Origin of the sequence: Mesorhizobium qingshengii, from assembly GCF_900103325.1 — a bacterium.
Classification (GTDB): domain Bacteria; phylum Pseudomonadota; class Alphaproteobacteria; order Rhizobiales; family Rhizobiaceae; genus Mesorhizobium; species Mesorhizobium qingshengii.
Genome location: NZ_FMXM01000029.1, coordinates 1 through 25,040, shown reverse-complemented (window position 1 = coordinate 25,040; position 25,040 = coordinate 1). Strand labels below are relative to the sequence as shown.

Genomic DNA, 25,040 nt, shown 5'->3' with positions numbered 1-25,040 from the left:
CTTGTGCATCCCCAAAACCGCTACGCACTTTTGGGCGACATGCATCTCTTTGTTCTTGTGCATGTCGTTGTCCCAAAACCGCTACACACTTTTGGGCGACATGCACCGGACCACATTGTTCGTAGCCTCATGCAATCACATCAGACAGGCACGTTCCAGATTTCTTTCGCATATTGGCGGATCGTGCGATCCGAGGAGAACCAGCCGACGCGCGCGACGTTGCGGATCGCCTTGGCATACCAGTCGGGGCTGTTACGCCAGACCGCATCGACTTCGCGTTGGGCAGCGGCATAGGCGTCGAAATCGGCGGCCACCATGAACCAATCGCTCTCGTAGAGACCGTTTATGAGGTCGCGGTAACGTTCCGGATCATCCGGCGAGAAGACACCTGACGAGACGGCAGCGAGCGCCTGCGACAGCTCCGGTGAAGCCTCGATGACCGAGCGCGGATTGTAACCATTGTTGCGCCGCTCTGCGACCTCGGCGGTGGTCAGGCCGAAGATGAAGATGTTGTCGTCGCCAACGCACTCCTTGATCTCGACATTGGCACCGTCGAGCGTGCCGATGGTCAACGCGCCATTCAGCGCGAACTTCATGTTGCCGGTGCCCGACGCCTCCATGCCGGCGGTCGAGATCTGCTCGGAAAGATCAGCGGCCGGCATCATTATCTCTGCCAGGCTGACGTTGTAGTTCGGCACGAACACCACCTTCAGCAAACCGCGAACGGCCGGATCGCGGTTGATGACCCTGGCGACATCGTTGGCGAGTTTGATGATCAGCTTTGCGTTGTGGTAGCTGGGCGCCGCCTTGCCGCCGAAGAATTTCACGCGCGGCATCCAGTCGCGCTCGGGGTGTGAGCGGATCTGGTCGTAGAGCGCGATCGCCTCGAGGATGTTCAGAAGCTGGCGCTTGTATTCATGGATGCGCTTGATCTGGATGTCGAACAGCGCCGAAGGATCGACCTTGATGCCGAGCCGGTCGGCGACGAGATTGGCCAGCCGCGCCTTGTTGGCGCGCTTGACGGCGGCGAACTTGTCGCGAAAGGCGGCATCGCCGGCGAAGGCATCGAGATCCTTGATGGCGTCGATGTCGTCGAGAAAGCGGTCACCGATCGCCTCGCGGGCGAGCGCCGTCAGGCCGGGGTTGCACTGGATCAGCCAGCGCCGCGGCGTGATGCCGTTGGTCTTGTTGTTGATGCGATCGGGATAGAGCTTGTGCAGGTCGGCGAACACCGTCTCCTTCATCAGATCGGTGTGAAGAGCCGAAACACCGTTGATCGAGTGCGAACCGACAAAAGCCAGATTGCCCATGCGCACCCGGCGGTCGCCATTTTCCTGGATCAGCGAGATGCGGCTGATCTGCTCGTCCGAAAACTGGTTGGAGGCACGCGCCTCCAAAAGCACTTCGGCATTGATGGCGTAGACGATCTGCATATGGCGCGGCAGCAACCGCTCGAAAAGCGGCACCGGCCAACTTTCCAGCGCCTCGGGCAGCAGCGTATGGTTGGTGTAGCCGAAAGTGCGCTTGGTGATGCCCCAGGCCTGGTCGAAGTCCATACCGTGGACATCCATCAGCAGACGCATCAGTTCGGGAACCGCGATGGCCGGATGGGTGTCGTTGAGGTGGATCGCCGCCTTGTCGGGCAGCGACTGCAGATTGCCGTACTGGCTGATGTGGCGCTGCAGGATGTCCTGCAGCGACGCGGTGGAGAAGAAGTACTCCTGCCTGAGCCGCAGTTCCTGCCCGGCCTTGTGGGAATCGGCGGGATAGAGGACGCGCGACAAGGCATCGGCCTTGTTGCTTTCGGCAAGCGCGCCGATATGGTCACCGGCATTGAACTTGTCGAGCAGGATCGGATCGACCGGCATGCCCGACCACAGTCGCAGCGTGTTGACCCGGTTCGCCCGCCAACCGACGACAGGCGTATCATAAGCGACCGCCAGGACATGCTCGGTCGGCTTCCAGACATGGCGCTCGAGCCGGCCGTCCTTCGAGGTGATCGATTCCACCGAACCGCCGAAACCAACCTCGAACGACCGTTCGCGCCGTTCGAATTCCCAGGGATTGCCGTGATCGAGCCAGGTCTCGGGCAGTTCAACTTGCCAGCCGTCGTGAATCTCCTGGCGGAACATGCCGTTGGCATAGCGGATGCCGTAGCCATGCGCGGGAATGTTGACGGTCGCCATGCTTTCCATGAAGCAGGCGGCGAGCCGGCCGAGGCCGCCATTACCGAGTGCCGCATCCGGCTCAAGTGCCGCAATCAGATCGAGATCGACGCCGAGCGACGACAGCGCATCGCGCATATTGTCCATCAGGCCGAGATTGGAGAACGCGTCGCGCATCAGCCGGCCGATAAGGAACTCAAGCGACAGATAGTAGACGCGCTTTTCCTGCTGGTCGTAGGCTTCTTTCGTCGCCTGCATCCAGCGATCGACGATGCGGTCGCGAACGACCTTGATCGAGGCGGTGAGCCAGTCGTACTGGGTCGCGACGGTGGTATCCTTGCCGACCCGATATCTGAGGGCCATCAAGACTTCCGTGGCGAGCGTCTTGGGATCGGGGTTTTCGAGTAGTGGCGGGAGGGCTTCGGATGTCATCGCGCGCGTCATGCTACCTCTCGTGCTGTTGCCACGATCATATCGGCTTTCAACAATCCTCCCAGCCCATGCTAGCGCATCCTTCAGTATGTTCAATCGATTTAGACAACGACCGAGCCAAGCGCCCCTGCGGCAATTTGGCTGTCAGGCGGCCAGTGCCGCCTCCGGTGGAACCTTGGCTCCGGTCATGAAGGCAACGGCATCGGACATCGTATATTGCTTGGGATCGATGACGCAGAGGCGACGACCCAGCCGATGGATGTGAATGCGGTCGGCCACTTCGAAGACATGCGGCATGTTGTGCGAGATCAGCACGATCGGCAGGCCACGCTTCTTGACGTCGAGGATCAGTTCAAGCACGCGGCGGCTTTCCTTGACGCCAAGAGCGGCAGTCGGTTCGTCCATGATCACCACGCGACTGCCGAAGGCAGCGGCGCGCGCCACCGCCACGCCCTGACGCTGGCCGCCCGACAGCGTTTCCACCGCCTGGCTGATGTTCTGGATGGTCATCAGGCCCAGTTCGGTGAGCTTGTCGCGGGCGCGCTTTTCCATCGCCGGACGGTCGAGCATGCGAAGCCAGTCGCCCAGAAAACCCGGTTTGCGGATCTCGCGACCAAGGAACATGTTGTCGGCGATAGACAGCGCCGGCGACAGTGCGAGGTTCTGGTAGACCGTCTCGATGCCGGCTTCGCGGGCCTCCATCGGCGATCTGAAGGCGACGGGTTTGCCTTCAAGCCGGATCTCGCCTTCGTCGGGCACGGCCGCGCCGGAAATCGCCTTGATGAGCGATGACTTGCCGGCACCATTGTCGCCTATGACGGCAAGGATCTCGCCCGGATAAAGGTCGAAGTCGGCATTGTCGAGAGCGGTGACGCGGCCATAGCGCTTGACCAGACCGCGCGCGGTAAGGATGGGTTCCTGGGTCATGCCGAAACCTTTCTGATCCATTGGTCGATCGCCACTGCGCCGATGATCAGCACACCGGTGAGCAGCACTTTCCATTGCGGATCGGCGCCCAGCATGTTGAGACCCATGGAGACGACGCCGACGATCATCGCGCCAAACAGCGTGCCCAGGATCGAGCCGCGCCCGCCGAACAGGGAAATACCACCAATCACCGTCGCGGTGATCGCCTGCAGATTGTAGTCGGTGACGGCGGCTGACGGCGAGATCGAGCCGTTGCGGCCGATGGAGACCCAGGCGGCGAAAGCAGCGATCAGGCCGGCGAGGGTGTAGACCGTCATCAACACCTTCTTGGTCTGGATGCCCGACAGCTTCGCCGCCTCCTGATCATCGCCAACGGCGTAGACATGCCGGCCCCATGCCGTGTGGTTGAGCACGTACCACAGGATCAAAACGAGCACGACCGTGGCAATGACCCCGAGCGTCAGCACCGCCGTGCCGACCTTGAAGCTGAGCGCGAACAGATGCAGCAGCGGCGCCTGGGTGTCGACGTCGGTGTCGCGGATCGTCTCATTGGCCGAATAGATGAAGTTCGTGGCCATGACGATGTTCCAGGTGCCGAGCGTCACGATGAAGGGCGGCAGCTTCATGTAGGCGACCAGCACCCCGTTGAGCAGCCCGCAGGCGGCACCTGCGGCTAGCCCGATCGCCACGGCCAGTACGCTCGGCAGACCGTAGCTGACCGCGCAATTGCCCATGATCACGGCCGAAATCACCATGATCACGCCAATCGACAGGTCGATGCCAGCGGTCAGGATGACCAGCGTCTGCGCGGCTCCAAGGATGCCGACGATGGCGATCTGCTGCAGGATCAGCGTCAGCGTGTAGGACGAAAAGAACCGCCCTCCGATCGTGATGCCGAAGACAATGATCGCCAGAAGCAGCACGATCAGCGGCACCGCGGCTGGCGTTGAATGCAGGAAATGCTGGATGCGCTTGACGGCCGATTTGTGCTCGTCAAAAGCGGCAACGCTTGTGTCGCTGCTCGATAGAACTTTCTCGAATTCCTGAGCTTGAGCCATGTTTCCTCCCCGTAGGGTGTCAGCCACACGCCGACGCCCGTCCACGCCTTTCCGGTCTGTCGCCGGGATTGTTCGCGGTCACGCGACCCATCGTCCACCGGAAGCGGCCGGGGATCAAGCCCCGACCGCTTCGGTTTTCTAGTTGCCGGTCAGACCGGCATCAGCCCCAGCACTTGGCGAGGCCTTCCTTGGTGTCGATGGACTTCACACCTTTGGCCGGTTTGTCGGTCACCAGGTTGACGCCGGTATCGAAGAAGTTCTTGCCTTCGGTCGGCTTCGGCTTGGTTCCGTCCTTGGCGAAGGCAGCGATAGCCTCGATGCCGAGGGCCGCCATCTGCAGCGGATATTGCTGCGACGTCGCGCCGATCACGCCTTCCTTAACCGACTTCACGCCGGGGCAACCGCCGTCGACGGAGACGATCAGCACCTGCTTTTCGAGACCGACGGCCTTGAGCGCCTGGTAGGCACCGACAGCGGCCGGCTCGTTGATGGTGTGGATGACGTTGATGGTGTTGTCCTTCTGCAGAAGATTCTCCATCGCCTTGCGGCCGCCTTCCTCGTTGCCGTTGGTGACGTCGTGGCCGACGATGCGCGGATCGGTCTCGTCGCCGATCTTGTTGGGATCCTTCACATCGATGCCGTAGCCCATCATGAAGCCCTGGTCGCGCAGCACGTCCACGGTCGGCTGCGACGGGGTCAGGTCGAGGAAGCCTATCTTGGCGTCCTTGGCCTTGTCGCCGAGCGTGGCGGCGGCCCAGGCGCCGATCAGCTTGCCGGCTTCGAGATTGTCGGTGGCGAAGGTGGCGTCGGCCGCGTCGATCGGATCGAGCGGTGTGTCGAGCGCAATCACGAGCAGGCCGGCGTCACGCGCCTTCTTCACCGTAGGCACGATGCCCTTGGTGTCGGACGCGGTGATCAGGATGCCCTTGGCGCCGTCGGCGATGCAGCTTTCGATCGCCGCCACCTGGCTCTCGCTGTCGCCGTCGATCTTGCCGGCGTAGGTCTTGAGGTCGACGCCGAGTTCCTTGGCTTTCGCCGTGGCGCCTTCCTTCATCTTGACGAAGAAGGGGTTGGTGTCGGTCTTGGTGATCAGGCAGGCGCCAACACCGGCCGCGGATGCGGAAGACGCAAACGCCATCAGACCCAGAGCGGCGGCGGCGAACACGGTCGATTTCAACAGTTTTGTATTGGTCACGATTTTCCTCCCAGTGGAACCATTCTGGACGCCGGCCAACCGGCATCTGCAGCGCATCCAACGAACTTCTCCCAGCGTGGACGCTGTCCCAACAGACACCAGACCGACGCCTCTGTCAATAATTAAATCACTCTTATTTATTATTGACAGCGTTGCTTCGTTCACTCATTCTGGCCCAAAAGCATTGAGGGGAAACGACGGGAGGAACAGGGTGGAGACCGCCATTGCGAGGCACGGTTCGCCCGAAGCGAATGAGAGCCTTATTCACCGCGGCACCAACCAGAGCGGCATGCGCGACCACAACGAGCGGTTGGTGCTCTCGCTGGTGCGGCAGCACGGCAGCCTTGCGAAGTCCGACATCGCGCGCATGACCGGGCTTTCCGCGCAGACGGTCTCGGTCATCATGCGCGAACTGGAGGAGGAAAGCCTTCTCGTTCGTCAGGCCCCATTGCGCGGCAAGATCGGCCAACCCTCCATTCCCATGGCGCTCAATCCCGATGGCGCCTATTTCATCGGCCTGAAGATCGGCCGCCGCAGCGCCGAACTCGTGCTGATCGATTTCCTTGGCCATGTCCGTTCGATGCTGCAGCATTCGTACCGCTATCCGGCGCCACGCGAGACAGTGGAATTCGTCACCAACGGCATGCGGCAGATGCGCGGAGAGCTGACGCCAGCGCAGGACAAGCGCATCGCCGGCCTGGGGATCGCCATGCCGTTCGAATTGTGGAACTGGGCCGACACCGCCGGCGCCCCGCGCGACGTCATGGACGAATGGCGCCACCGCGACATTCGCGCCGACATCCAGGCGCAATGCGATTTTCCGGTCTACCTGCAGAACGATGCCACTTCGGCCTGCGGCGCCGAGCTCGTCTTCGGCCAGGCCGGTGCGGCGCGTGACTTCGTCTATTTCTACATCGGCGCCTTTGCCGGGGGCGGTATCGTGCTGAATGGCCGGCTGTTCGGCGGGCCGACCGGCAATGCCGGCGCGCTCGGCTCCATGCCCGTGCCCGGACCGGACGGCAAGCCGACGCAGCTGATCGACGTGGCGTCCATCGCCATGCTCGAAAAGGCGCTCAATGCGCGTGGCGTCGAGGCCTCGCATCTGTGGACATCGCCGGAAGACTGGGGCGAGATCGGTCCGGAGCTCGACGAGTGGATCGCCAGCGCTTCGCAGGCGCTTGCCTATGCCATCGTCGCGGCATCCTCGGTCATCGATTTCGAGGCGGCGGTGATCGATGGCTGGATGCCGAAGGCTGTGCGCCGCCGGCTGGTTGATGCCATCATCGGCGCCATCGCCATGATCGACGCTGAAGGCTTGAAACTTCCCGCCGTTCGCGAGGGAACCGTCGGCATCCATGCCCGGGCGCTTGGTGGCGCCAGCCTGCCGCTTTCCGAACGCTTCCTGATCGGTTCGACGACGATTTCCAGGAGCGCCTGAATGCTGATCGGAATCCCGGCGCTGCTCGGTCCGGACCTTCTGGCGACACTGCGCGCCATGGGCCATGGCGATGAGATCGCCCTGGTCGATGGAAATTATCCGGCAGAACACCAGGCGACCCGGCTGGTGCGGGCCGACGGCCACCACCTCATCCCGGTGCTCGACGCGATATTGAGCATCCTGCCGGTGGACGACGCCGTGCCGGAAGCCCTGTTTCGCGCGTCGGTGAAAGGCGATCCCTCGCTCGCCGATCCTGTCCACCATGAGATGGAGGCGATCTGCGCCAAACGCGCGCCGGGCCGCAAGGTGGTTGCGCTGGCCGGCGCCGACTTCTATGCACGGGTCAAATCGGCGCATGCCATCGTCGCGACAAGCGAGCCGCGGCTCTACGCCAACATCATCATCCGCAAGGGCGTGATCTATCCGCCGGAGACCAGGAAACCATGATCCTCTGCTGCGGCGAAGCCTTGATCGACATGCTGCCGCGCACAACGACAGAGGGTGAGCCGGCCTTTGCCCCCTATGTCGGTGGCGCGGTCTTCAACACCGCGATAGCACTTGGCCGGCTGGGTGCGCCGGCAGGTTTCTTTTCGGGCCTGTCGTCGGATCTGTTCGGCGGCCAGTTGCGGGATGCGCTTGGGGCCAGCAAGGTCAGTTCCACCTATGCGCACACCTCGCCCAAGCCAACCACGCTCGCCTTCGTGCGGCTGAACAACGGCCAGGCGACCTACACATTCTATGACGAGAACACAGCCGGACGCATGCTGACCATCGACGATTTGCCGGAACTCGGCGACGAGATCGAAGCCATGCTGTTCGGCGCCATCAGCCTGATCTCCGAGCCTGCCGGTGGTGCCTATGAGGAGTTCATGCGGCGCGAGCATGGCCGGCGCGTCATGATGCTCGATCCCAACATCCGACCTAACTTCATCCCCGACAAGGCAAAGCACCTCAGGCGCATCCGCGCCATGATGGCGATGGCCGACATCGTGAAACTGTCGGACGAGGACTTGCACTGGTTCGGCGAAGCCGGCTCGCACGAGGACGTCGTCCGCAACTGGCTCGACCGCGGCCCGAAGCTGATCGTCGTCACCCACGGCAGCGAAGGCGCCGTCGGCTACACCAGGGATCATGCCGTCACGGTGATGCCGGAAAAGGTCAAGGTGGTCGATACGGTCGGCGCCGGCGACACGTTCAACGCCGGCATCCTCGCCTCCTTGCATGAACAGGGTCTGCTGACGAAGGCGGCGATCGCCGGCCTGTCGAAAGACGCCATCCAAGCGGCATTGGCACTCGGCGCCAAGGCGGCGGCGGTGACTGTGTCGCGGGCCGGCGCCAATCCGCCCTGGCGGCACGAGATCGCCTGAGCGACGTGCCCAAGATAGATTAAGCCAGTCGATCACTTTATGTTTCGCAGGGCGTGTCCCAGGGACTATAAGCGCGAGAACGCGCCCGACGAAGGCCGGATTTCCGGCATCTCGCGAAGACACGCTGGAAAACACCGGTAACAGACTGCGACACTTGCGCAATTCGCGGCTTTGCCTGTCCGGCTTTCTCGACAGCCGCAACTCTGGTACCAGCGGGCCGTTATCTCTGGCTAAACCGTTTTTGAGGCCGACATGCAGTTCATCGATCTTGGCGCACAGCGCGAACGAATCCGCGATCGGCTGAAGGCCGCGATCGACCGCGTCGTCGAAGAGGGCCGCTATATCCTCGGGCCGCAGGTCACCGAATTCGAAAACAAGCTTGCCGCCTATATCGGCACCAAACATGTCGTGGCCTGCGCCAACGGCACAGATGCGCTTTTGTTGCCTCTGTTTGCGGCCGGCGTCGGTCCGGGCGACGCCGTGTTCGTGCCGAGCTTCACTTTCGCCGCCACCGCCGAAGTGGTGGCATTGGCCAAGGCAGAACCGGTTTTTGTCGACGTCGATCCGGCGACCTACAATATCGACATTGCCAGCCTCGAGGCTGCCATCGCCATGATCAAGAAGGAAGGCCGACTGAAACCGAAGGCGATCATTCCGGTCGACCTGTTCGGCCTCGCCGCCGACTACGACGCGATCATGGCGATCGCCAATCGCGAGAATCTGATGGTGATCGAGGATGCCGCCCAGTCGATGGGCGGCTCGGTCGACGGCAAGATGTGCGGCTCGTTCGGCGCCGTCGGCTCAACCAGCTTCTACCCGGCAAAACCGCTTGGCTGCTACGGCGATGGCGGCGCGATGTTCACCAATGACGACGCGTTGGCCGAGCAACTGCGTTCCTTTGCCTTCCACGGCAAGGGCGAAACGCAATATGACAATGTCCGCGTCGGCATCAATTCACGGCTCGATACGCTGCAGGCGGCGATCCTGATCGAGAAGCTGGCCATTCTCGAAGACGAGATGGTTGCCCGTCAGGTGGTGGCAAACCGCTACGCCGAAGGGCTTGGCGATATCGTCACCGCAGCCCGTAACCTGGGCGGCAGCCGTTCGGCCTGGGCGCAGTACGCGATCGAAACGCCCAAGCGCGATGGGCTGAAGGCGCATCTCGGCGAAAAGGGCATTCCATCGGTCATCTACTACGTCAAGCCGCTGCATGCCCAAGTCGCGTATCGCGACTACCCACGCACGCCGACCGGTCTTGCCGTGTCGGAGGAACTGCCGAAGCGGATCCTCTGCCTGCCGATGCACGCCTATCTCAGCGAGGTCGACCAGGACCGCATCATCGAGACGATCCGCAACTATATCGGCTCGAATTCAGCGCAGGCCGCAGCCGAGTAAGCAGTCGACTTGTCTCAGACGGGGCTGGCCCCTGCCCGCCTCTCTTTGATTCTCCGTGAGTCAGGTCAGTACGTTCACTGTGCTTACGACAGAAGTGGGCGCAGGAATTCGTCGGGCACTGAACGACAGAGCGCCAGCGCTATTGGTCGCTGCATGTCGCGCAGGAGGGGAAGAAGCTTGAAGGCCGAGGCCTGAGCCCCGTTGAGATCGACGCCGAGATCAGTCGTTATGCGACAGCGATTAGCCGCCTTCTTCATCTTCAAGAGCAGTATGGCACGACGCCGGACAGCGCTGCATGAACGATGAAGCGAGTACACCGGAGCGGGTGTATGAAGCCTCAGGCCCCATGTCTTCCTTCTGTTGGCGCTAACACCGCGCGCGAGGGTATTCGTCGCTACAGCCGCGTGGATCGATCAGGCGCTCAGGTGCTGGGCAGAAGCAGTCGAGCGCATGCCGGAACCTGTGTTCATGCCGAGTACCAGGCGGCCCATGATGCGCTGCGCTCGTCGTCGCTCGACATGGTCGCTGCCGTGCTAGAACCGGAATGATGGAAGCGCTGGCCTGAAGGTCGCGACCTGTGACGAACTCTACCGACGATCCCCAACGATCACAGGCCGAGGGTGTGACTGTCTTCCAGATGCACGAAACCTGCTGCAGGTGCGATCGTCACGTCCATGACAGGTTGACGGGTGACCTCGACCAAAACGGCCGCTGCCTGTTCAACCCGCTCGCCCGCATGTTCGACCTGGTCGAGCTTCTTCGCCAGCCTGTCGTGCAGCGTCGAAAGCCGTGCTGCGTGGTAGACGGCGCTTCGCTTTCGGCCGTCCAGGTTGAGCGGTTCAAAGAGCATGGTTACGGCTCCTCACTGTGCGCTTGTCGGTGGCACGATCTTCTGCAGTCGCTTCTGGCTGCTTTCGCGTGTCGGTGTTCGGCCCGAATACGACCGCAAAGAGCGACGTTGACCGCGAGCCTGCAGCTCTCGTCGAGCATCGACTTCGCCTGTTTGAGAAAGTTCTGCTCGCTTCACGCGTTGCCCAGCGACCGCCTGTTCCAAACCACAAGTTCAATCTTTATGCCGCCTCCTCACGGTTTGCGATACCTTCAAAAGGAGAACCGTGGCCTATCCCTTTTGTTCCGAACGCAGCAATCTGCGCCGAAGCGGATCATCCGCCGATCGCCTTGTCATCGTCGGACATGATCCTGGCGTCCTTCGACACGAATCGATCCAGGAAGCGGCTGATCGTGCTGCTGTCCCCCTTTCCTGATGACCGCAGCAGCCACCCCAGGCAGACGGTGCAGCCGCTAAGGCTTTCGGCTTGGCGATCTATCCAATCCGAGGCGCGTCGGACCGAGATGCGTGGCAATGGCGGCTCCGTGCCATCCCTACGTGAGCTACTTCCATTGCAGGGGTGACTACCTCCAATCTCTGAGTTGATCACGCGACCGTCACCCGTTTAAACGTACTGAATAGGCGCTCGTAGCTCAACGGACAGAGCAGGTCTCCCGGGCAGATGCAGGTTCGAGCCCTGCCGAGTGCACCAAACTTACTCGCGGTTAGGTATTCTTATTGCGCGTTTTAGATCTGGTAGCTGTGCCTCCCTTTTCTCTTACTGATTGGCTTGTTCGCCGTCATGCGGGTGCGGATTACGGTTTCGCCAAGCACGCCCTAGCGCGGCGAGATCGGCGATCGTGTTAACGGTCGGCAGCTCAATACGTCGGGCGTGAAACCAATTGTGGGATTCGTCGATGATGCCCGCCCGCGATCTTGCTGCGGCGGCACCTACTCTGATCCCCGATAATTGGATCGTTTTTGGTTAGAGTTTTTCGCTGTACTTTCCCGGCTGGGAGAAGGAGCGGAACGATGAAGGCATCGAAGTTTTCGGACGCGCAGAAGGCGTTCATTTTGAAACAGGGCGATGAGGATCGCTGCAAAGTCTCGGATTTATAAACCGAGCATCTTAAAACACGCATTTCCCGATCTAGCCACTCTGACCATTGCCATACCATGTGCCCTTCCCGGTTCCATGCTGCGCTAAGTGCTTCGCCTCGACCAGGGTGGCCAAGTGCTTTTTGACAGTGTTGCGGTTTGCGCCGATCAGGTTGACGATCTCGCCAATGGTCATGCGCCCACGCTCCTTGACGCCTTCAATGATTTGAAGTGAGAGTTCCGGCAGGGTGCCGAGCACGAGACGCTCCCGTTCGATTTTCTTCTCAAGGCGGCGTTTTTGCTGCTGAAGGGCGCGCAGGAAATACCCGACCCAGGGCTGCCAATTAGGCTTGGGACTCCGGATCGTTTTTTGGGTTTGGCGCAACGCCAGATAATAGCCCTCCTTGCTGTTCTCGATCACGCTTTCGAGTGACGAGTAAGGCACATACGCATAGCCACTGCGCATTAGCAGCAGCGTGGTCAGAACGCGCGACAGCCGACCATTGCCGTCCTGGCATGGATGGATCTCCAAAAACACCGCCGTGAAGATAGCGACGACGAGCAGAGGATGCAGGCTTTGCTCGTTGAGTGTCGCGCGTGTCCACTTGATAAGTTCCTTCATCCGCTTTGGCGTATCGAAGGGCGTCGCCGTTTCGAAGATGACGCCGATCTCTTTTCCATCGGCATCGAACGCACTGACATTGTTGGCGAGCGTCTTGTACGCTCCGCGATGGCGCTCATCCTTATTGCTGAATGCCAGCAGGTCGAGATGTAGCTGCGTGATGTGGTTTTCGGTCAGGTCGATCGCATCAAAATGCGCAAAGATCATTTCCATGACCTGCGCATATCCGGCAACTTCCTGTTCATCGCGTGATCCGAAGGATTTGATGTCGAGGTTGGCAAGCAACCGCTCGACTTCAGCGTCGGTGAGCTTGCTGCCTTCGATACGGGTAGAAGAGCCAATGCTCTCGATGGTCGCAACGCGGCGCAGAGCCGATAGGCGTTCCGGCGCTAGCGTGCCCAGCGCTCGCCATGCCCCTTTGGACATACCCAATATTTGACCCATAAATACCCAAACGAAGCGAAGTCCGCAGTTCTCATGCGCTCCCGGCTATGCCGGACGGGCGAGGCGCACGATCGCATCGTCGTTCGGGAAGATTCCGACGACCTCGGTGCGCCGCTTGATCTCGCCGTTGAGACGTTCGATCGGATTCGTCGAGTGGAGCTTGGCGCGATGCTCCTTCGGGAAGGTCATGTAGGCCAGCACGTCGGGCTCGGCGTCATCCATGATTGTCGCCGGCTTCGGCACCTTCGGCCGGATCTGGTCGGCGACGGCGCGCCATTGTACGGATGCGGCCTCGGGCGTCTCCTGGGCGAAAGCGGTGGCGATGAAGGCTGAGACGACCCTGCGGCCGCTCTTGCCGGCATCGGCTAGCACGTTCCTCATGAAGTGGACGCGGCAGCGCTGCCATGTCGCCGACAGCACCTTGGTGACGGCGCTCTTGAGGCCCTCGTGGGCATCGGAGACGACGAGCTTGACGCCGCGCAGGCAGCGACGTGTCAGCTTGCGCAGGAACTCCGTCCAGATCGGCTCGGCCTCCGAGGTGCCAATCTCCATGCCCAGGACCTCGCGCCGGCCGTCCGCGTTGACGCCGACGGCGATGATGACGGCGACCGAGACGATCCGGCTACCGCGGCGGACCTTCAGGTAAGTGGCGTCGATCCACAGATATGGCCAATCGCCCTCGATCGGCCGCTCGAGGAGGGCCTTCACCTTGCCGTCAATCTCCTCGCACAGCCGCGAGACCTGGCTCTTGGAGATGCCGCTCATCCCCATGGCCTTAACCAGGTCGTCAACCGAGCGTGTCGAGATGCCCTGCACATAGACTTCCTGGATAACGGCGGTCAGCGCCTTCTCGGCCATGCGGCGCGGTTCGAGGAAACCCGGGAGGTAGCTTCCCTTCCTGAGCTTCGGGATGCGCAGCTCGACCGTGCCGAGCCCGCGTCTCCCAGTCCCGCTCGCGGTAGCCATTGAGCTGGGCGAGCCGCAGCGGGTTCTTCTCGCCATAGGCGGCGCCGGTGGCCGCGCCCACCTCCATTTCCATCAGCCGCTCGGCGGCAATGCCGATCATCTCCCGCAGCAGATCGGCATCCGGGGTCTTCTCCACGAGTGTGCGCAGGTTCATCATGTCGTCGGTCATCGGTGGTCCTTCCAAAATGGGTTGGCGTCAACAACCAAACCCTACTGGAAAGCGCCGATGACCACCGACACGCCGCTCACTCGCTACAGCGCTACTAGCGGCGCGCTCGCGAGCGGCTTCATAACCGCCGAGCTACACCACCTGATGGGACACGACCTCGCGCCACGGCACCGGTGACGAACCTGCTGAGCGCCGGAGGTATCGGCAATCGGCGCTCGCTGTAACGATATATGCCCTCAGGAACGGCCCTACTGGCCTGCGATCGGGATGACTGAAATTGGACCCAACCAGACGCAATGTAGGTTCTCGTATGCCATTCGATTGCTGTCGAGCTATGAACAAAACGGCTGCGAGGCGCATAGATGCCATCGTGGCTGAGTTCTCAAATCTGTTTTGATCGGAGGCAGCAGCTGGCGCACGTTACGACACCGAGGTCACTCCTCGCCTCCCTCCAACGTTTTCTATGAGGCTGGAAAACCGAGGCTATCCTCGCCTGTGCGCTTGAATTTCATTTGACTGCCGGCGTGAAATCACCGTCAGCCGACTGAGCGAATCTCCAGTCCTATCTTACGGAGGGAACGCCAGAGGCGTCTGACCCGAGCGCTGGCGCGTCGAGGTCAAACGATCTTAGCGATATGCCGGATCGACGGCATCAGGCAAAGCCAGATGGAAATTCGCGGCAACCTTGGCAGTCCCATACGTCTAACATCGGATCGCCGAACAACCTCGACCGACGGCAGAAACAGGACAAAGGTTCCACCGACACTCCGACATTGCGTTTAGTTCAAACGTCGGCCAGTCGATTTGTCGAAAAGATGAATCGACCCGGGATGACCTGTCAGATGGATTTTTTCTCCAACGGAGATGTCGGCGTCGCGGGGCAGTTCCACTGTCAACATGCGGGTATCGCCGATCTCCACATACGCATATGTCTGGCTACCAAGTCGCTCAGCCACGGCCACCTCTCCGGAAAACCATGCCTCCTCGGGCGAACAGCTGATGAGATCTTCCGGCCGAATGCCAAACACGGCGGAGGTAGCACGGCGTTCGCCGGCATGTTCCATGGCATCGATCGGGCACCCGAGAACGGTGATCGTATTGCCCTCACCGAACGACGCATCGATGGTGTTCATCGTCGGGCTGCCGATGAAGCGTGCCACGAACAGGCTTGCCGGCTTGTGGTAGAGGTCTAGCGGCTTGCCGATCTGCTCGACCACACCTGCATTCATCACCGCGATCCTGTCGGCCAATGTCATGGCTTCGACCTGGTCATGGGTGACGTAGATCGTCGTCGCTTTCATGCGGTTGTGCAGCTTGGCGATCTCCAGGCGCATTTCGACGCGCAGGGCGGCATCGAGATTGGAGAGAGGTTCGTCGAAGAGAAACGCGGCCGGCTCACGAACGATCGCGCGCCCCATGGCGACCCGCTGGCGCTGACCGCCGGACAATTGCGCGGGACGGCGCTTGAGAAAATCCTTGATCTTGAGAACATTGGCGGCGTTTTCCACGCGCCGGCCGATTTCGTCTTGTGTCGTGCCGCGCATCTTCAGGCCGAAGGACAAATTGTCCTCGACAGTCATATGCGGGTACAGCGCGTAATCCTGAAACACCATGGCGATGTTGCGCTCAGACGGCGACAACGTGTTGACCTTGCTGCCCGCAATCGCGAGATCACCGCCCGATATGTCCTCAAGCCCGGCGATCATGCGCAAAAGCGTCGACTTTCCGCAGCCGGACGGGCCAACCAGCACGAGAAATTCGCCGCTGGCAATATCGAGGTCGATATCGTGGATGACTCGGATCTCGCCATAGGACTTACGGATTTTCTTCAGCGTAATGGCCGCCATCGTAATTTTCCTCCCGGATCGTTCTGGCCTTGACGACCATTATCGATATCATTATCAATAATGATAAGACATCAAAAATGCAATCGCAGCAGGCCAGATCGATGACTTATTTTTCAGCGCGTCCCTCGGTGAGCAGGCCACCCAAGGCGGCAACCGTCTTCAATGCCTTGAAGCGAGATATCATGTTGGGAAATCTGGCGGCCGGCACCAGCCTGACAGAGCTGGAACTGGCGGCGCATTTCCAGTGCAGCCAGGGCACGGTGCGTGAGGCTCTCCTGCAATTGCAGGAGGAAGGCCTCGTTCGCCGCCAGGGTCATCGCGGTACGCAGGTGTCTGAATGCACGGCGGACGAAGCCATCGAGATGTTTCGCTTGCGCACCCAGATCGAATGCAGTGGCCTATCTCGCACGATGAGATCGCCAGACCGGTCATTAATCCCGGATCTGAATGCCATGCTGGACGACATGCTTGCGGCGGCCGATGCCGACGATGAACTTCAACTTGCCTCCATCGATCGGGATTTTCATCGTCGTATTCTCGAAAGCGCCAACCTTTCCGCTCTGGATCCGATCCTGCACCGCTGTCTCGTCCACAATCACCGCTTCAAGATTTCGCGAAGCAAAATGGCACGCGATCTGCGGGCAACGGCCTTGCGTCATCGCAGCATCATCGAAGCCATCGAAAGCGGCAACGTCGTCAATGCAATCACGGCCATGCGCCACCATATCGCAACCATCGTCGACTTCGGCCCCGAGGTTTTCCCGGAAGCCAACACGTGAACGCCCCCCAGCCAGATCCGGGCATCATCTCGCCGCAGATGCAAGCGCTGCTGCAGAAGGTGGCGGCGGAAACCGGCCCTCAACCAGATCCGACCCTTTTGCCCGCCGCGGAAGGGCGCGCGGTGTCCGCGCGCAACAACCGGCGCTGGAATGTGAACCTGCCTGAGATGGCAGCCGAAACGGAGGTGTGGATCCCTGCCGACCCGACGCTCGGATCCGAGCGGTGCCGAATACGCATCCTGACACCGGACAATGCCGGCAGCGGCATCGTCTTTTTCGTTCACGGCGGAGGCTTTGCCTTTTGCAGTCCTGAAACGCATGAGCGTTGTGCCCGGGTGCTCGCAAACGAAACCCGCATGCCGGTGGCCATGCCGGATTACAGGCTTGCACCGGAGAACCCGTTTCCGGCCGGACTGCTCGATGTCGTCGCCTGTCTGCGCGCGCTTCTGGACGGCCTGGTCGACGGACCGGTCGCTCGCCCCTTTTTTGTGTCCGGAGATTCGTCGGGTGCCAATCTCGCCCTTGCGGCAATGCTGCACGAGCAGACGACAGGGCGCGCTCTCCCTGATGGTGGGTTGCTCTTCTACGGGAACTATGCGGCCGATCTCACGGGCAATTCCTATGCGCGCTTCGCAAACGGGCCGGGCCTGACGACCTCGAGAATGCAACGCTACTGGGACTGGTATGCCGGCGGCCGCGCGATAAGCGCCGATCCGCTTGCCTGTCCGCTCGCGGCCAGCGACGAGGCGCTGCTGCGGCTGCCGCCGCTATACCTGATAGCGGCTGGAGTCGATCCGCTGTTTTCAGACACCGTGACGTTGCACGCGCGACTGAAAGACCTGGGGCGCGCGGACGACATGGAGATCGTCCCCGGCGTGACCCACGGGTTCCTGCAGCACACCAACGAGCTTGAAGCTGCGCGGGAGGCGCTGCGATCCGCAGGTGCGGCAGCAAGAAGGATGTAGACCCGCCTTGAGACTGAATTGCTGAAAAACGGAGGAGACAACGGCAATGAAACTTTTCAGGAAACTCACACTCGCAGTGGCAACAGCCGCGTCGCTGGTGTTCAGCCCGGCTCGGGCTGCCGAAACGGTCCGCTTCTGGTACCATTTCGACAATCCGGCAAATCCGATGTCGGACCTGGTGGCCAAGTTCGAGAAGGCCAATCCCGACATCAAGATCGAGGCTGAAAACGTTCCGTGGAACAGCTACTACGACAATCTCTATACCGCCCTTGTCGGCGGCAACGCGCCGGACGCGGCCATGGTCAAGCTGTTCGCCCAACCGCGCCTGGCGGAGATGGGCGCGCTCGAACCGCTTGGCGAGCGGATCGACGCCTGGCCGGGCAAGGCCGATCTTCTCGACAACCTGCTTGAACTGAACAAGGGCGCGGACGGCCAGCAATATTACCTGCCGATCCAGTATGTCGTGCTCTACCTCTATTACCGCACCGATCTGTTCGAGGCGGCCGGCCTCAAGCCGCCGACGACCTGCGAGGATTTCCGCGAGGCGGCGATCAAGCTTACCAAGGCGCCCGACACCTACGGCTTCGGACTGCGCGGCGGCAAGGGCGGCTGGGACCAGTGGGGCGCCTTCGTATTCTCAAAGGGTGCCGAACTGAAGCCCGGCGGCCTGACGACGCCACAAGCGGTGGCCGCCAACCAGTGGTTGATCGATCTCTTCCAGAAGGACAAGGTCATTCCGCCATCCGCGCCGAATGACGGTTTCCAGGAAATCATCGCCGCCTTCAAGACCGGCAAGACGGCGATGACCATTCATCATATCGGCTCGTCCAAGGATCTCGTGGCCGCGCTCGGCGACAAGGTTTCCGCCGTGCCGGTACCGAAATGCGGCGGCAAGCAGTGGACGTCCTATGGCGATGAATCGCTGGCGATCTTCTCGTCGTCCTCGGTCAAGGATGCCGCCTGGAAATGGATCTCGTTCCTGGCGGAAGGCGAAAACAACGTCGCCTTCAACACGGCGACCGGCCAGATGACCGTCACGAAAAGCGGGGCAGCGAACTGGAAGCTGCATGAACGCCGCTTTGTCGATGCCACCGTTCAGTCTTTGCCGTTCGCGCATGTGCTGCCGCAAAGTTCCGGCACGTCCGAGTTCGTCAATACCGCCTGGCAAACGGCCATGCAGCAGGCGCTGACCGGCCAGATCACGTCGCAGCAGATGATGGAACAGCTCAACACGCTCTTTGCACAATGAGGCTGTCGCGGTTTCGGCGGCCCGCCCGCCGGAACTGTCCGTCGCAACAGCCTGAAAATCAGGAACGCCCGCATGTCGACGATCGTTTCAACACCCGATGTCCACAAGGCAAAGCCCTTCTGGCAAAACCAGCATTTCATGCCTTACTGGTTGCTGGCGCCGGCTGTTTTGGTCACCGCCGTGATCGTTTTCCTGCCTATGGTTCAGGCTGTCTTCACCAGTTTTTACGATCTCGTCCTTTTCAAGCCGAATGCCAGTCGTTTCGTCGGCTTCGGCAATTACATCAAGCTGTTCAACGATCCGGTGTTCTGGACGGCGCTGTGGAACACGGTGATCTGGATCGGCCTGACGGTCCCCCTACAGATGGGGCTCGGACTGCTCACTGCACTGCTTCTCAACCGGGAGTTCCCCTGGCGCGGTCTTGCCCGGGCGCTGGTTATCATTCCCTGGGCGCTGCCGAGCGTCGTCATCGCGCTGATGTGGCGCTGGATCTACGATCCGAATACCGGTGTTCTCAACGATATTCTTCTCTATCTCCATGTACTCCAGACGGCCGTGCCGTGGCTTGCTGATCCGAGCGTCGCGCTCTACGCGATCATCGCGACGCTCACCTGGCAGGGCTTTCCCTTCTTTGCGGTGATGATCCTTGCTGGCCTTCAGGGCATTCCGAAAAGCCAGTACGAGGCCGCGTCCATCGACGGGGCGTCGGCATGGCGGCAGTTCGTGCATATCACCCTGCCCGGCATCGGTCCGGTCCTGGCCACTGCCGGTCTGCTGCGGGTGATCTGGGTCGCCAATTCGATGGACGTGATCTTCGTCATGACTGGCGGCGGTCCAGGCTATGCCACCCATACGCTGCCCCTCTATGCCTTCATCAAGGCGCGGCAGAATCTCGATTTCGGCTACGGCACAACCATCGCCGTCACCTTCACCCTTTTCCTCGGCGCCATCGTCGCCGTCTATCTGGCCCGCACCCTGCGCGAGGTTGAACGATGAACAAACCCAGCACCCTGCGCCGCATCCTGACGACGGACCTGCCCGTCCTCGTGATCGTGTTTTTCGCCATGGCGCCCTTTGCCTGGATGATCCTGACATCACTGACGCCCACAGCCGTTCTCAATGCCACCGGCGTCTCGATTTCGCCCTCCGGCTGGAGTTTCGACAACTACGTCCGCTTGATCGAGCAGACGTCGTTTCTAAAGAACATGCTGGACAGCCTGATCATCGCGGTGGGCACTGTCCTCGTCGGCCTGCTGGTATCGGTCACGGGAGCCTATGCCTTCTCGCGCTTCCGGTTTGCCGGCCGCAAGGCGATCATGCTGCAGTTTCTGCTGATCAACATGTTCCCGATCGTGCTTTTGATCCTGCCGCTCTTCGTGCTGTTTCGAAAGCTCAATATCCTCGACACGCATTTTGCGCTGATCCTCGCCAATGCGACGGCGGCCATTCCCTTCGCCGTCTGGATGCTGACGAGCTATGTCGGCGCGATCCCAAAGAGCCTCGACGAGGCGGCAATGACGGACGGCTGCTCGCGACTGACGGCACTGCGCCGTGTCGTGCTGCCGCTTATGATGCCCGGTATCATTTCCACCGGCATCTACATCTTCATCACGGCCTGGAACGAATATCTCTACGCGCTCACGCTCGGCGGCCGCAACGTTCGGCCTGTGACCGTCGCGATCCAGACGCTGATCGGTGAATATCAGATCGAATGGGGCCTGCTTGCCGCCGGCGCCGTCGTGGGTGCCCTGCCCGCCACGCTTCTATTCCTTCTCGTGCAACGCCGCCTGATCGGCGGGCTGACCCAGGGTGCCGTAAAAGGCTGACCGCAATGCAGGCCTCGGCGACGATGCCGTGCCGACCGATGAAAGAGGACCAACACATGAACCCGATCGGGTTGATCTCCATGCAATATGCAAGGCCTTTCTCGGCCGAGCATTACCCGCTCTTTGCCCGCATGCGCGAGCATGGTTACGATTTCGTCGAGCTCCTGGTCCCCGAAGTCGGCGAGATCGACACAAAGCAGGCGCGCAAGGCCCTGGACGACGCCGGGCTCGGCATCGTTCTGGCCGCCCGCGTCAACCTGCAGCGCAACCTTTCCTCGGCTGAGAGCGACGCCTACCGGGCCGGCATCGACTACCTGAAATACACGGTCGATTGCGCCAAGGCGCTTGGCGCGCAGATCGTCGGGGGGCCGTTGACCGGCAATCCGCTGGTCTTTGCCGGCCGTCCGCCCCAGCCCGTGACGGAAGAAGAGCGCCTTGCCCGCAAGGCGCGCTGCGTGGCCGGCCTGCGCGAGGCCGGCGACTATGCGAGAGCCGCCGGCATCCTGCTTGCCGTCGAACCGCTCAACCGCTTCGAAAGCGACGTGCTGTGCACGACGCAGCAGGCAATCGAATTGCTGGAGGCCGTCGACCATCCAGCAGTCCAGCTCATGCTCGATACCTTCCATATGCATATGGAGGAAAGCTCGATTGCCGAGGCCATCCTTCTCGGCGGCAGCCGGATCGTGCATTTCCAGGCAAACGAGAACCATCGCGGCTTTCCCGGAACCGGTGCTACCGATTGGGTCTCCGTCTGCCGAGCCTTGCATGCGGTCGGCTACAAGGGTCCCATTTCGCTCGAACCCTTCCGCCGTAGCGACGATCGTTTCGGTGTTCCCTTCGCGCAATGGCGCCCGCCGCATGAGGACGAAAGCGATCGCCTCAGCGCCTCCAGCGTCTTCATCAAGTCCCACCTCACACTGACGGAATATCGCCGATGACATTGAAAATTGGTTGGATCGGGTGCGGCATTCACGCCACGCAGATGCTGCTTCCCCAACTCGTTCGCCATGACGTTCAGATCGCCGCACTGTGCGATATTGACGGCAAGCGGCTTGCCGATGCGGGCCGCCAGTTTGGCGTCCGGAGCCTGACCAGTGATGCCGAAACCCTGCTTCGCACCCCCGGCATCGATGCGGTCGGGATGGCGGTCGGGCCGGACCAGCATTTGGCGTTTGGCAAGGCGGCGCTCGAACGCGGCCTCGGCGTCTTCATGGAGAAGCCTCCGTCGGGCTCGGCCGCCGGCGCACGTGAGCTTCTCGCTGCGTCCGAAAAGGCGCAAAAGCCGCTCCTCGTAGGGTTCATGAAGCGCTACTCGGTCGGCAACAAAATCGTCGCCAACATCGTCAGGTCCGGCCGCTTCGGCGATGTGCTTGGCCTGACCGGCTATTACATGACGGCACCGGGCTATTTTGTCGGCAATGTCGATTATACCGGCTTCTTCCTGCATCATTGCGTGCACTACATGGACCTGGTCTCCTTTCTCGTCTCGCCGGTGCGCTCGATTTCCGCGCGCAAGGTGGAAAAGACTCCGGGCCGCATCCTCTTTCATGTCGGCTTCGAATTCGAATGCGGCGCAATCGGCAACCTCGCCATGGGCACCATCCAGTCGCGGGGCACCCCGGTCGAGCGTATCGAACTGATGGGCGACCATCAGCGCATCGAGGTGGAGGATGTCATCGAGGTTCGCTGGCATCGCAACCCGCCCTTTAAGATCGACGATCCTGCCGCGACGCTGTCCGACAACGTCGATACGCTGACCTGGAAACCCAACTTCACGGCCGCCGCCAACGAGGACCCCAAAGGCTATTACTCCTTGCTCGCCGACGTCGTCCCCGCCCTTGCCGGCGCGCAGACTGCGGCACCAACCATTGCCGATGGCGTCATCGCCATGGAACGTCTGGAGACGATGCGGCACAAACTGAGCCTGTGACAACAACCAGGCGCGTGTTCCAGGATGCGGGCCTTCAGCGTAGGTGCACTGATGACCGGCAGGATTGTGCAATTCGCAACCAGCCGGTTTTCCGCAGGCGCACATGGCGCCTTTCGTCCATGAGGCGCACGAGGCCGGTCAGGTGGTCCCGCCGATCACCCTCATCCAGACATCCGGCGCCGCCGACCGCAATGATCGTATTGCTGCCTTCAACAGGGAAGAGGGCTACCCGGTCATCATTCGCGGCGTTGCCGGCAATGATATCGTTGACAGGACAATGCATGTCAGGAGCATCGACGCATAGAGCGGGCTACCGCGTAAAGAGAGCGGGAGAAAAGTACAACATGCGCGCACAGGATTCGCACACAGCATTCTACTAACACACGGAAATAGATTAATAATCCGTCCAGTCCAACTGTTCGCGTTCACGTCGACAAGTCGCTATCGAAGCACGGAAACCCTGGCCATCAATAGTCTGAGACGCCCTGACCTCGCGGTGGTCGTCGACGCTGCTGACCCGGGCCAGTTACCTGTTCGTCGCCGGCTATGGGAGAGACGCCGCGAGCAAAGATGGGTAATTGCAACCTATTGTTTCCAATTGGCCTGCGGAAACGTTGTGTAACAATTTTCGCCTTTCTGGAAATCTCTGATTACGCTCCGAAGTAAAGCGGCAAACGACACCTCCTACCCTCCCGCTACCTGAAGCATGGAGGAAGGATCTCATGCGTAGCACGTTTTTTGCGCTCGGCCTGCTCGCCGTAGCAGCCATCCATCCAGCACAGGCGCAACAGGCGAAGCCCGGCACGACGCCTGGTAGCGAACCGCCGGCCGCCGCAGCGCAGGATGGCGCGGACCAGAATCCAATGCTTTGGCCGATGCGCCGCGGACCTGACCGTTTTAGATCGGAAGGTTCTGGCCACGACCGCTTTGGCCCGCAACACATGGGACCACCCCCGGAATTCATGCTTGCGGCCAGACTTTCCCTGCTTGAAATGCAGATCGGCGTGCGGGCCGAGCAGCTCGACGCCTGGCGTGGCTACACCAGCGCGCTACAGGCGGTGCTGACGCCGCCAAGGCCTGATCACGGTCCGGGCGGTCCCGGCACCAATGCCGCAAACCTCGCTCCGCAAGGCGATCCGACGGTTCCCGATCCCTTTGGCCTTCAGGAACAGCTGGCTGACGACGTTACACTACGAGCGGTCGAGGCCGGTAAGCTGGCGGATGCCATCGCCGCGCTCCGCGACACGCTCACACCTGAACAGCTCGAGATACTCTCTTCGGCGCACGGAGAGCCCTCCGGCCCATGAGATGCAGCCGGCCGCAGAGACTTCCCCCCGGGGTAGCTACTCCCAGCCCCCTACCCAGGAAAGGCGAGTAACTCTGACTGGCTGCGCCGGCCGGCCCGTTACCTTACCCGTCACGGTCCGGCCGGTTTCTTTTTTTGGCGGCCGGTTTGCCCTGCCGCCGCCAGCGCGGACCCACGACAATGCGGGAGCCCTGATGATGCTGCGGTTGATAAGCCCGGCGTGAAATCGTCAGCGTAAATCGCGCTCGTACTGCGCCATAACCTGTCCAAGGACATTCAGATGAGGGATTTTTTGGAGATGGCCACGTCACTGGTCTTTCAGGAAAGCGGCCTCTTGATTCAGGACTGATCGGCCCTCGCTGTCGAACAGATGCAAATCCCGTGGGAGCGCGGACAATTTCACCGCCCCTCCTCGCGGGATGGCAACATTCCCCGGTAGCTTGGTGACTAGCGGCAAGTCGGCGCGGCCGATGTCGACGTAGACAAGCTGGACCTCGCCGAGCTGCTCGACATAATCCACCGTCCCCTCGAAAAGAAAATCAGGCCCGTTGACGACGAACAGGTCTTCCGGCCGCACGCCGAAGCTGACCTCATTTCCCTTGCAGGACGCCGGTGTCGCCAAGGGCAACGTGACCCTGTTTGCACCGATATGGCTGATTGCCGTTGTCGAACCGGCAGTCTCGATCTTGGCCGGCACGATGTTCATGGCTGGCGAACCGATGAACTGGGCGACGAACAGGTTGCCGGGCTTCTTGTAGAGGTCCATCGGCGTGCCGACCTGTTCGATATGGCCTTCCTTGAGCACCACGATGCGGTCGGCCAGCGTCATCGCCTCGACCTGGTCGTGGGTGACGTAGATCATGGTCGTGTTGGGCATCGATTCCTTGAGCTTGGCGATCTCGATGCGGGTGGCGACACGCAGCGCCGCGTCAAGGTTCGACAGCGGCTCGTCGAACAGGAACACTTTCGGATTGCGCACGATGGCACGGCCGATGGCGACGCGCTGGCGCTGGCCGCCCGACATCGCCTTAGG

At 61.2% G+C, this 25,040-nt stretch carries 22 protein-coding genes, 1 tRNA gene and 2 pseudogenes; 16 read left to right on the top strand and 9 right to left on the bottom strand.

What is annotated here, in order from left to right; all coding sequences use genetic code 11:
* Window positions 1–140: 140 nt before the first annotated feature.
* From BLS48_RS30785 to BLS48_RS30770, 4 genes are all read right to left on the bottom strand, one after another.
* Entirely contained in the window at window positions 141–2,609 is a 2,469-nt protein-coding gene (locus tag BLS48_RS30785) for a glycogen/starch/alpha-glucan phosphorylase (protein WP_091585915.1), read from the bottom strand.
* 132 nt (window positions 2,610–2,741) lie between these two features.
* Window positions 2,742–3,524: an ATP-binding cassette domain-containing protein gene (locus BLS48_RS30780; RefSeq protein ID WP_091585956.1), complete on the bottom strand. Its 783-nt coding sequence runs from the start codon at window positions 3,522–3,524 to the stop codon at window positions 2,742–2,744.
* Window positions 3,521–4,582: an ABC transporter permease gene (locus BLS48_RS30775; protein WP_091585913.1), complete on the bottom strand. Its 1,062-nt coding sequence runs from the start codon at window positions 4,580–4,582 to the stop codon at window positions 3,521–3,523. Before BLS48_RS30775 ends, BLS48_RS30780 begins: the two co-directional genes overlap by 4 nt.
* Before the next feature lie 160 nt (window positions 4,583–4,742).
* Entirely contained in the window at window positions 4,743–5,720 is a 978-nt protein-coding gene (locus tag BLS48_RS30770) for a sugar ABC transporter substrate-binding protein (protein ID WP_425284755.1), read from the bottom strand.
* A gap of 268 nt (window positions 5,721–5,988) precedes the next feature.
* Between BLS48_RS30770 and BLS48_RS30765 the strand changes: the two genes are divergently transcribed.
* The 5 genes and pseudogenes from BLS48_RS30765 to BLS48_RS36880 form a co-directional block, all read left to right on the top strand.
* A complete protein-coding gene (locus tag BLS48_RS30765) occupies window positions 5,989–7,215 on the top strand; it encodes an ROK family transcriptional regulator (RefSeq protein WP_091585909.1) in 1,227 nt (408 codons plus the stop codon).
* Window positions 7,216–7,662 (top strand): RbsD/FucU family protein, encoded by a 447-nt coding sequence (locus BLS48_RS30760; RefSeq protein WP_091585907.1) that lies wholly within the window; start codon window positions 7,216–7,218, stop codon window positions 7,660–7,662. It begins immediately after the preceding gene.
* Entirely contained in the window at window positions 7,659–8,582 is a 924-nt protein-coding gene (locus BLS48_RS30755) for a carbohydrate kinase family protein (RefSeq protein ID WP_091585905.1), read from the top strand. The genes BLS48_RS30760 and BLS48_RS30755 overlap by 4 nt, the downstream gene beginning before the upstream one ends.
* 252 nt (window positions 8,583–8,834) lie before the next feature.
* On the top strand, window positions 8,835–9,977 hold the full coding sequence (locus BLS48_RS30750) for a DegT/DnrJ/EryC1/StrS family aminotransferase (protein WP_091585903.1): 1,143 nt from the start codon (window positions 8,835–8,837) through the stop codon (window positions 9,975–9,977).
* A gap of 140 nt (window positions 9,978–10,117) precedes the next feature.
* Window positions 10,118–10,276 (top strand): annotated as a pseudogene (locus BLS48_RS36880) (hypothetical protein); the annotation flags it as partial.
* 308 nt (window positions 10,277–10,584) lie between these two features.
* On the opposite strand, the gene BLS48_RS30745 reads toward BLS48_RS36880, so the two are convergent.
* Window positions 10,585–10,827, bottom strand: coding sequence for a hypothetical protein (locus BLS48_RS30745; RefSeq protein ID WP_091585901.1), 243 nt, complete (start codon window positions 10,825–10,827; stop codon window positions 10,585–10,587).
* A gap of 68 nt (window positions 10,828–10,895) precedes the next feature.
* On the opposite strand from BLS48_RS30745, the gene BLS48_RS35850 reads away from it, so the two are divergent.
* Complete coding sequence (locus BLS48_RS35850; RefSeq protein WP_167365314.1) at window positions 10,896–11,390, top strand: hypothetical protein; 495 nt, start codon at window positions 10,896–10,898, stop codon at window positions 11,388–11,390.
* A gap of 58 nt (window positions 11,391–11,448) precedes the next feature.
* A tRNA-OTHER gene (locus tag BLS48_RS30735) sits at window positions 11,449–11,518 on the top strand.
* Between the two features lie 438 nt (window positions 11,519–11,956).
* On the opposite strand, the gene BLS48_RS30725 is transcribed toward BLS48_RS30735, so the two are convergent.
* From BLS48_RS30725 to BLS48_RS30715, 3 genes and pseudogenes are all read right to left on the bottom strand, one after another.
* Entirely contained in the window at window positions 11,957–12,952 is a 996-nt protein-coding gene (locus BLS48_RS30725) for a Fic family protein (RefSeq protein WP_244529978.1), read from the bottom strand.
* Window positions 12,953–13,030: 78 nt separating this feature from the next.
* Window positions 13,031–14,105: pseudogene (locus tag BLS48_RS30720) on the bottom strand (IS256 family transposase); the annotation flags it as partial.
* A 779-nt stretch (window positions 14,106–14,884) separates the two neighbouring features.
* Window positions 14,885–15,952 carry an ABC transporter ATP-binding protein gene (locus tag BLS48_RS30715; protein WP_091585895.1) on the bottom strand — a complete coding sequence of 356 codons (1,068 nt, stop codon included), beginning with the start codon at window positions 15,950–15,952 and terminating at the stop codon, window positions 14,885–14,887.
* Between the two features lie 101 nt (window positions 15,953–16,053).
* Here BLS48_RS30715 and BLS48_RS30710 point away from each other — a divergent pair, with 101 nt between their 5' ends.
* The 9 genes from BLS48_RS30710 (at window position 16,054) to BLS48_RS35330 (ending at window position 24,008) form a co-directional block, all read left to right on the top strand.
* Window positions 16,054–16,731, top strand: a complete 678-nt coding sequence (locus BLS48_RS30710; RefSeq protein ID WP_091585954.1) for a GntR family transcriptional regulator — start codon at window positions 16,054–16,056, stop codon at window positions 16,729–16,731.
* A complete protein-coding gene (locus BLS48_RS30705; RefSeq protein ID WP_244529977.1) occupies window positions 16,728–17,696 on the top strand; it encodes an alpha/beta hydrolase in 969 nt (322 codons plus the stop codon). Before BLS48_RS30710 ends, BLS48_RS30705 begins: the two co-directional genes overlap by 4 nt.
* 46 nt (window positions 17,697–17,742) lie before the next feature.
* Complete coding sequence (locus BLS48_RS30700) at window positions 17,743–18,945, top strand: ABC transporter substrate-binding protein (protein ID WP_091585893.1); 1,203 nt, start codon at window positions 17,743–17,745, stop codon at window positions 18,943–18,945.
* A 138-nt stretch (window positions 18,946–19,083) separates the two neighbouring features.
* The gene (locus tag BLS48_RS30695) at window positions 19,084–19,941 is read left to right on the top strand and encodes an ABC transporter permease subunit (RefSeq protein ID WP_167365315.1); all 858 of its coding nucleotides are present in this window, start codon (window positions 19,084–19,086) and stop codon (window positions 19,939–19,941) included.
* A complete protein-coding gene (locus BLS48_RS30690; protein WP_091585889.1) occupies window positions 19,938–20,771 on the top strand; it encodes a carbohydrate ABC transporter permease in 834 nt (277 codons plus the stop codon). Before BLS48_RS30695 ends, BLS48_RS30690 begins: the two co-directional genes overlap by 4 nt.
* A 56-nt stretch (window positions 20,772–20,827) precedes the next feature.
* Window positions 20,828–21,709 (top strand): sugar phosphate isomerase/epimerase family protein, encoded by an 882-nt coding sequence (locus BLS48_RS30685; protein WP_091585948.1) that lies wholly within the window; start codon window positions 20,828–20,830, stop codon window positions 21,707–21,709.
* On the top strand, window positions 21,706–22,701 hold the full coding sequence (locus BLS48_RS30680) for a Gfo/Idh/MocA family protein (RefSeq protein WP_091585887.1): 996 nt from the start codon (window positions 21,706–21,708) through the stop codon (window positions 22,699–22,701). The genes BLS48_RS30685 and BLS48_RS30680 overlap by 4 nt, the downstream gene beginning before the upstream one ends.
* Before the next feature lie 103 nt (window positions 22,702–22,804).
* Window positions 22,805–23,005 (top strand): hypothetical protein, encoded by a 201-nt coding sequence (locus tag BLS48_RS30675; protein WP_091585885.1) that lies wholly within the window; start codon window positions 22,805–22,807, stop codon window positions 23,003–23,005.
* Window positions 23,006–23,423: 418 nt separating this feature from the next.
* On the top strand, window positions 23,424–24,008 hold the full coding sequence (locus tag BLS48_RS35330; RefSeq protein ID WP_143019555.1) for a hypothetical protein: 585 nt from the start codon (window positions 23,424–23,426) through the stop codon (window positions 24,006–24,008).
* Between the two features lie 306 nt (window positions 24,009–24,314).
* Here BLS48_RS35330 and BLS48_RS30665 read toward each other — a convergent pair.
* A partial coding sequence (locus BLS48_RS30665; protein ID WP_143019554.1) for an ABC transporter ATP-binding protein occupies window positions 24,315–25,040 on the bottom strand: 726 nt, incomplete at its 5' end.

Bases quoted from the DNA above. Each gene is read 5' to 3' on its own strand.
- BLS48_RS30785 (WP_091585915.1), bottom strand. From the start codon at position 2,609: ATGACGCGCGCGATGACATCCGAAGCCCTCCCGCCACTACTCGAAAAC.
- BLS48_RS30780 (WP_091585956.1), bottom strand. From the start codon at position 3,524: ATGACCCAGGAACCCATCCTTACCGCGCGCGGTCTGGTCAAGCGCTAT.
- BLS48_RS30775 (WP_091585913.1), bottom strand. From the start codon at position 4,582: ATGGCTCAAGCTCAGGAATTCGAGAAAGTTCTATCGAGCAGCGACACA.
- BLS48_RS30770 (WP_425284755.1), bottom strand. From the start codon at position 5,720: ATGGCGTTTGCGTCTTCCGCATCCGCGGCCGGTGTTGGCGCCTGCCTG.
- BLS48_RS30760 (WP_091585907.1), top strand. From the start codon at position 7,216: ATGCTGATCGGAATCCCGGCGCTGCTCGGTCCGGACCTTCTGGCGACA.
- BLS48_RS30755 (WP_091585905.1), top strand. From the start codon at position 7,659: ATGATCCTCTGCTGCGGCGAAGCCTTGATCGACATGCTGCCGCGCACA.
- BLS48_RS30750 (WP_091585903.1), top strand. From the start codon at position 8,835: ATGCAGTTCATCGATCTTGGCGCACAGCGCGAACGAATCCGCGATCGG.
- BLS48_RS30745 (WP_091585901.1), bottom strand. From the start codon at position 10,827: ATGCTCTTTGAACCGCTCAACCTGGACGGCCGAAAGCGAAGCGCCGTC.
- BLS48_RS30725 (WP_244529978.1), bottom strand. From the start codon at position 12,952: ATGTCCAAAGGGGCATGGCGAGCGCTGGGCACGCTAGCGCCGGAACGC.
- BLS48_RS30715 (WP_091585895.1), bottom strand. From the start codon at position 15,952: ATGGCGGCCATTACGCTGAAGAAAATCCGTAAGTCCTATGGCGAGATC.
- BLS48_RS30710 (WP_091585954.1), top strand. From the start codon at position 16,054: ATGACTTATTTTTCAGCGCGTCCCTCGGTGAGCAGGCCACCCAAGGCG.
- BLS48_RS30700 (WP_091585893.1), top strand. From the start codon at position 17,743: ATGAAACTTTTCAGGAAACTCACACTCGCAGTGGCAACAGCCGCGTCG.
- BLS48_RS30695 (WP_167365315.1), top strand. From the start codon at position 19,084: ATGCCTTACTGGTTGCTGGCGCCGGCTGTTTTGGTCACCGCCGTGATC.
- BLS48_RS30690 (WP_091585889.1), top strand. From the start codon at position 19,938: ATGAACAAACCCAGCACCCTGCGCCGCATCCTGACGACGGACCTGCCC.
- BLS48_RS30685 (WP_091585948.1), top strand. From the start codon at position 20,828: ATGAACCCGATCGGGTTGATCTCCATGCAATATGCAAGGCCTTTCTCG.
- BLS48_RS30680 (WP_091585887.1), top strand. From the start codon at position 21,706: ATGACATTGAAAATTGGTTGGATCGGGTGCGGCATTCACGCCACGCAG.
- BLS48_RS30675 (WP_091585885.1), top strand. From the start codon at position 22,805: ATGGCGCCTTTCGTCCATGAGGCGCACGAGGCCGGTCAGGTGGTCCCG.
- BLS48_RS35330 (WP_143019555.1), top strand. From the start codon at position 23,424: ATGCGTAGCACGTTTTTTGCGCTCGGCCTGCTCGCCGTAGCAGCCATC.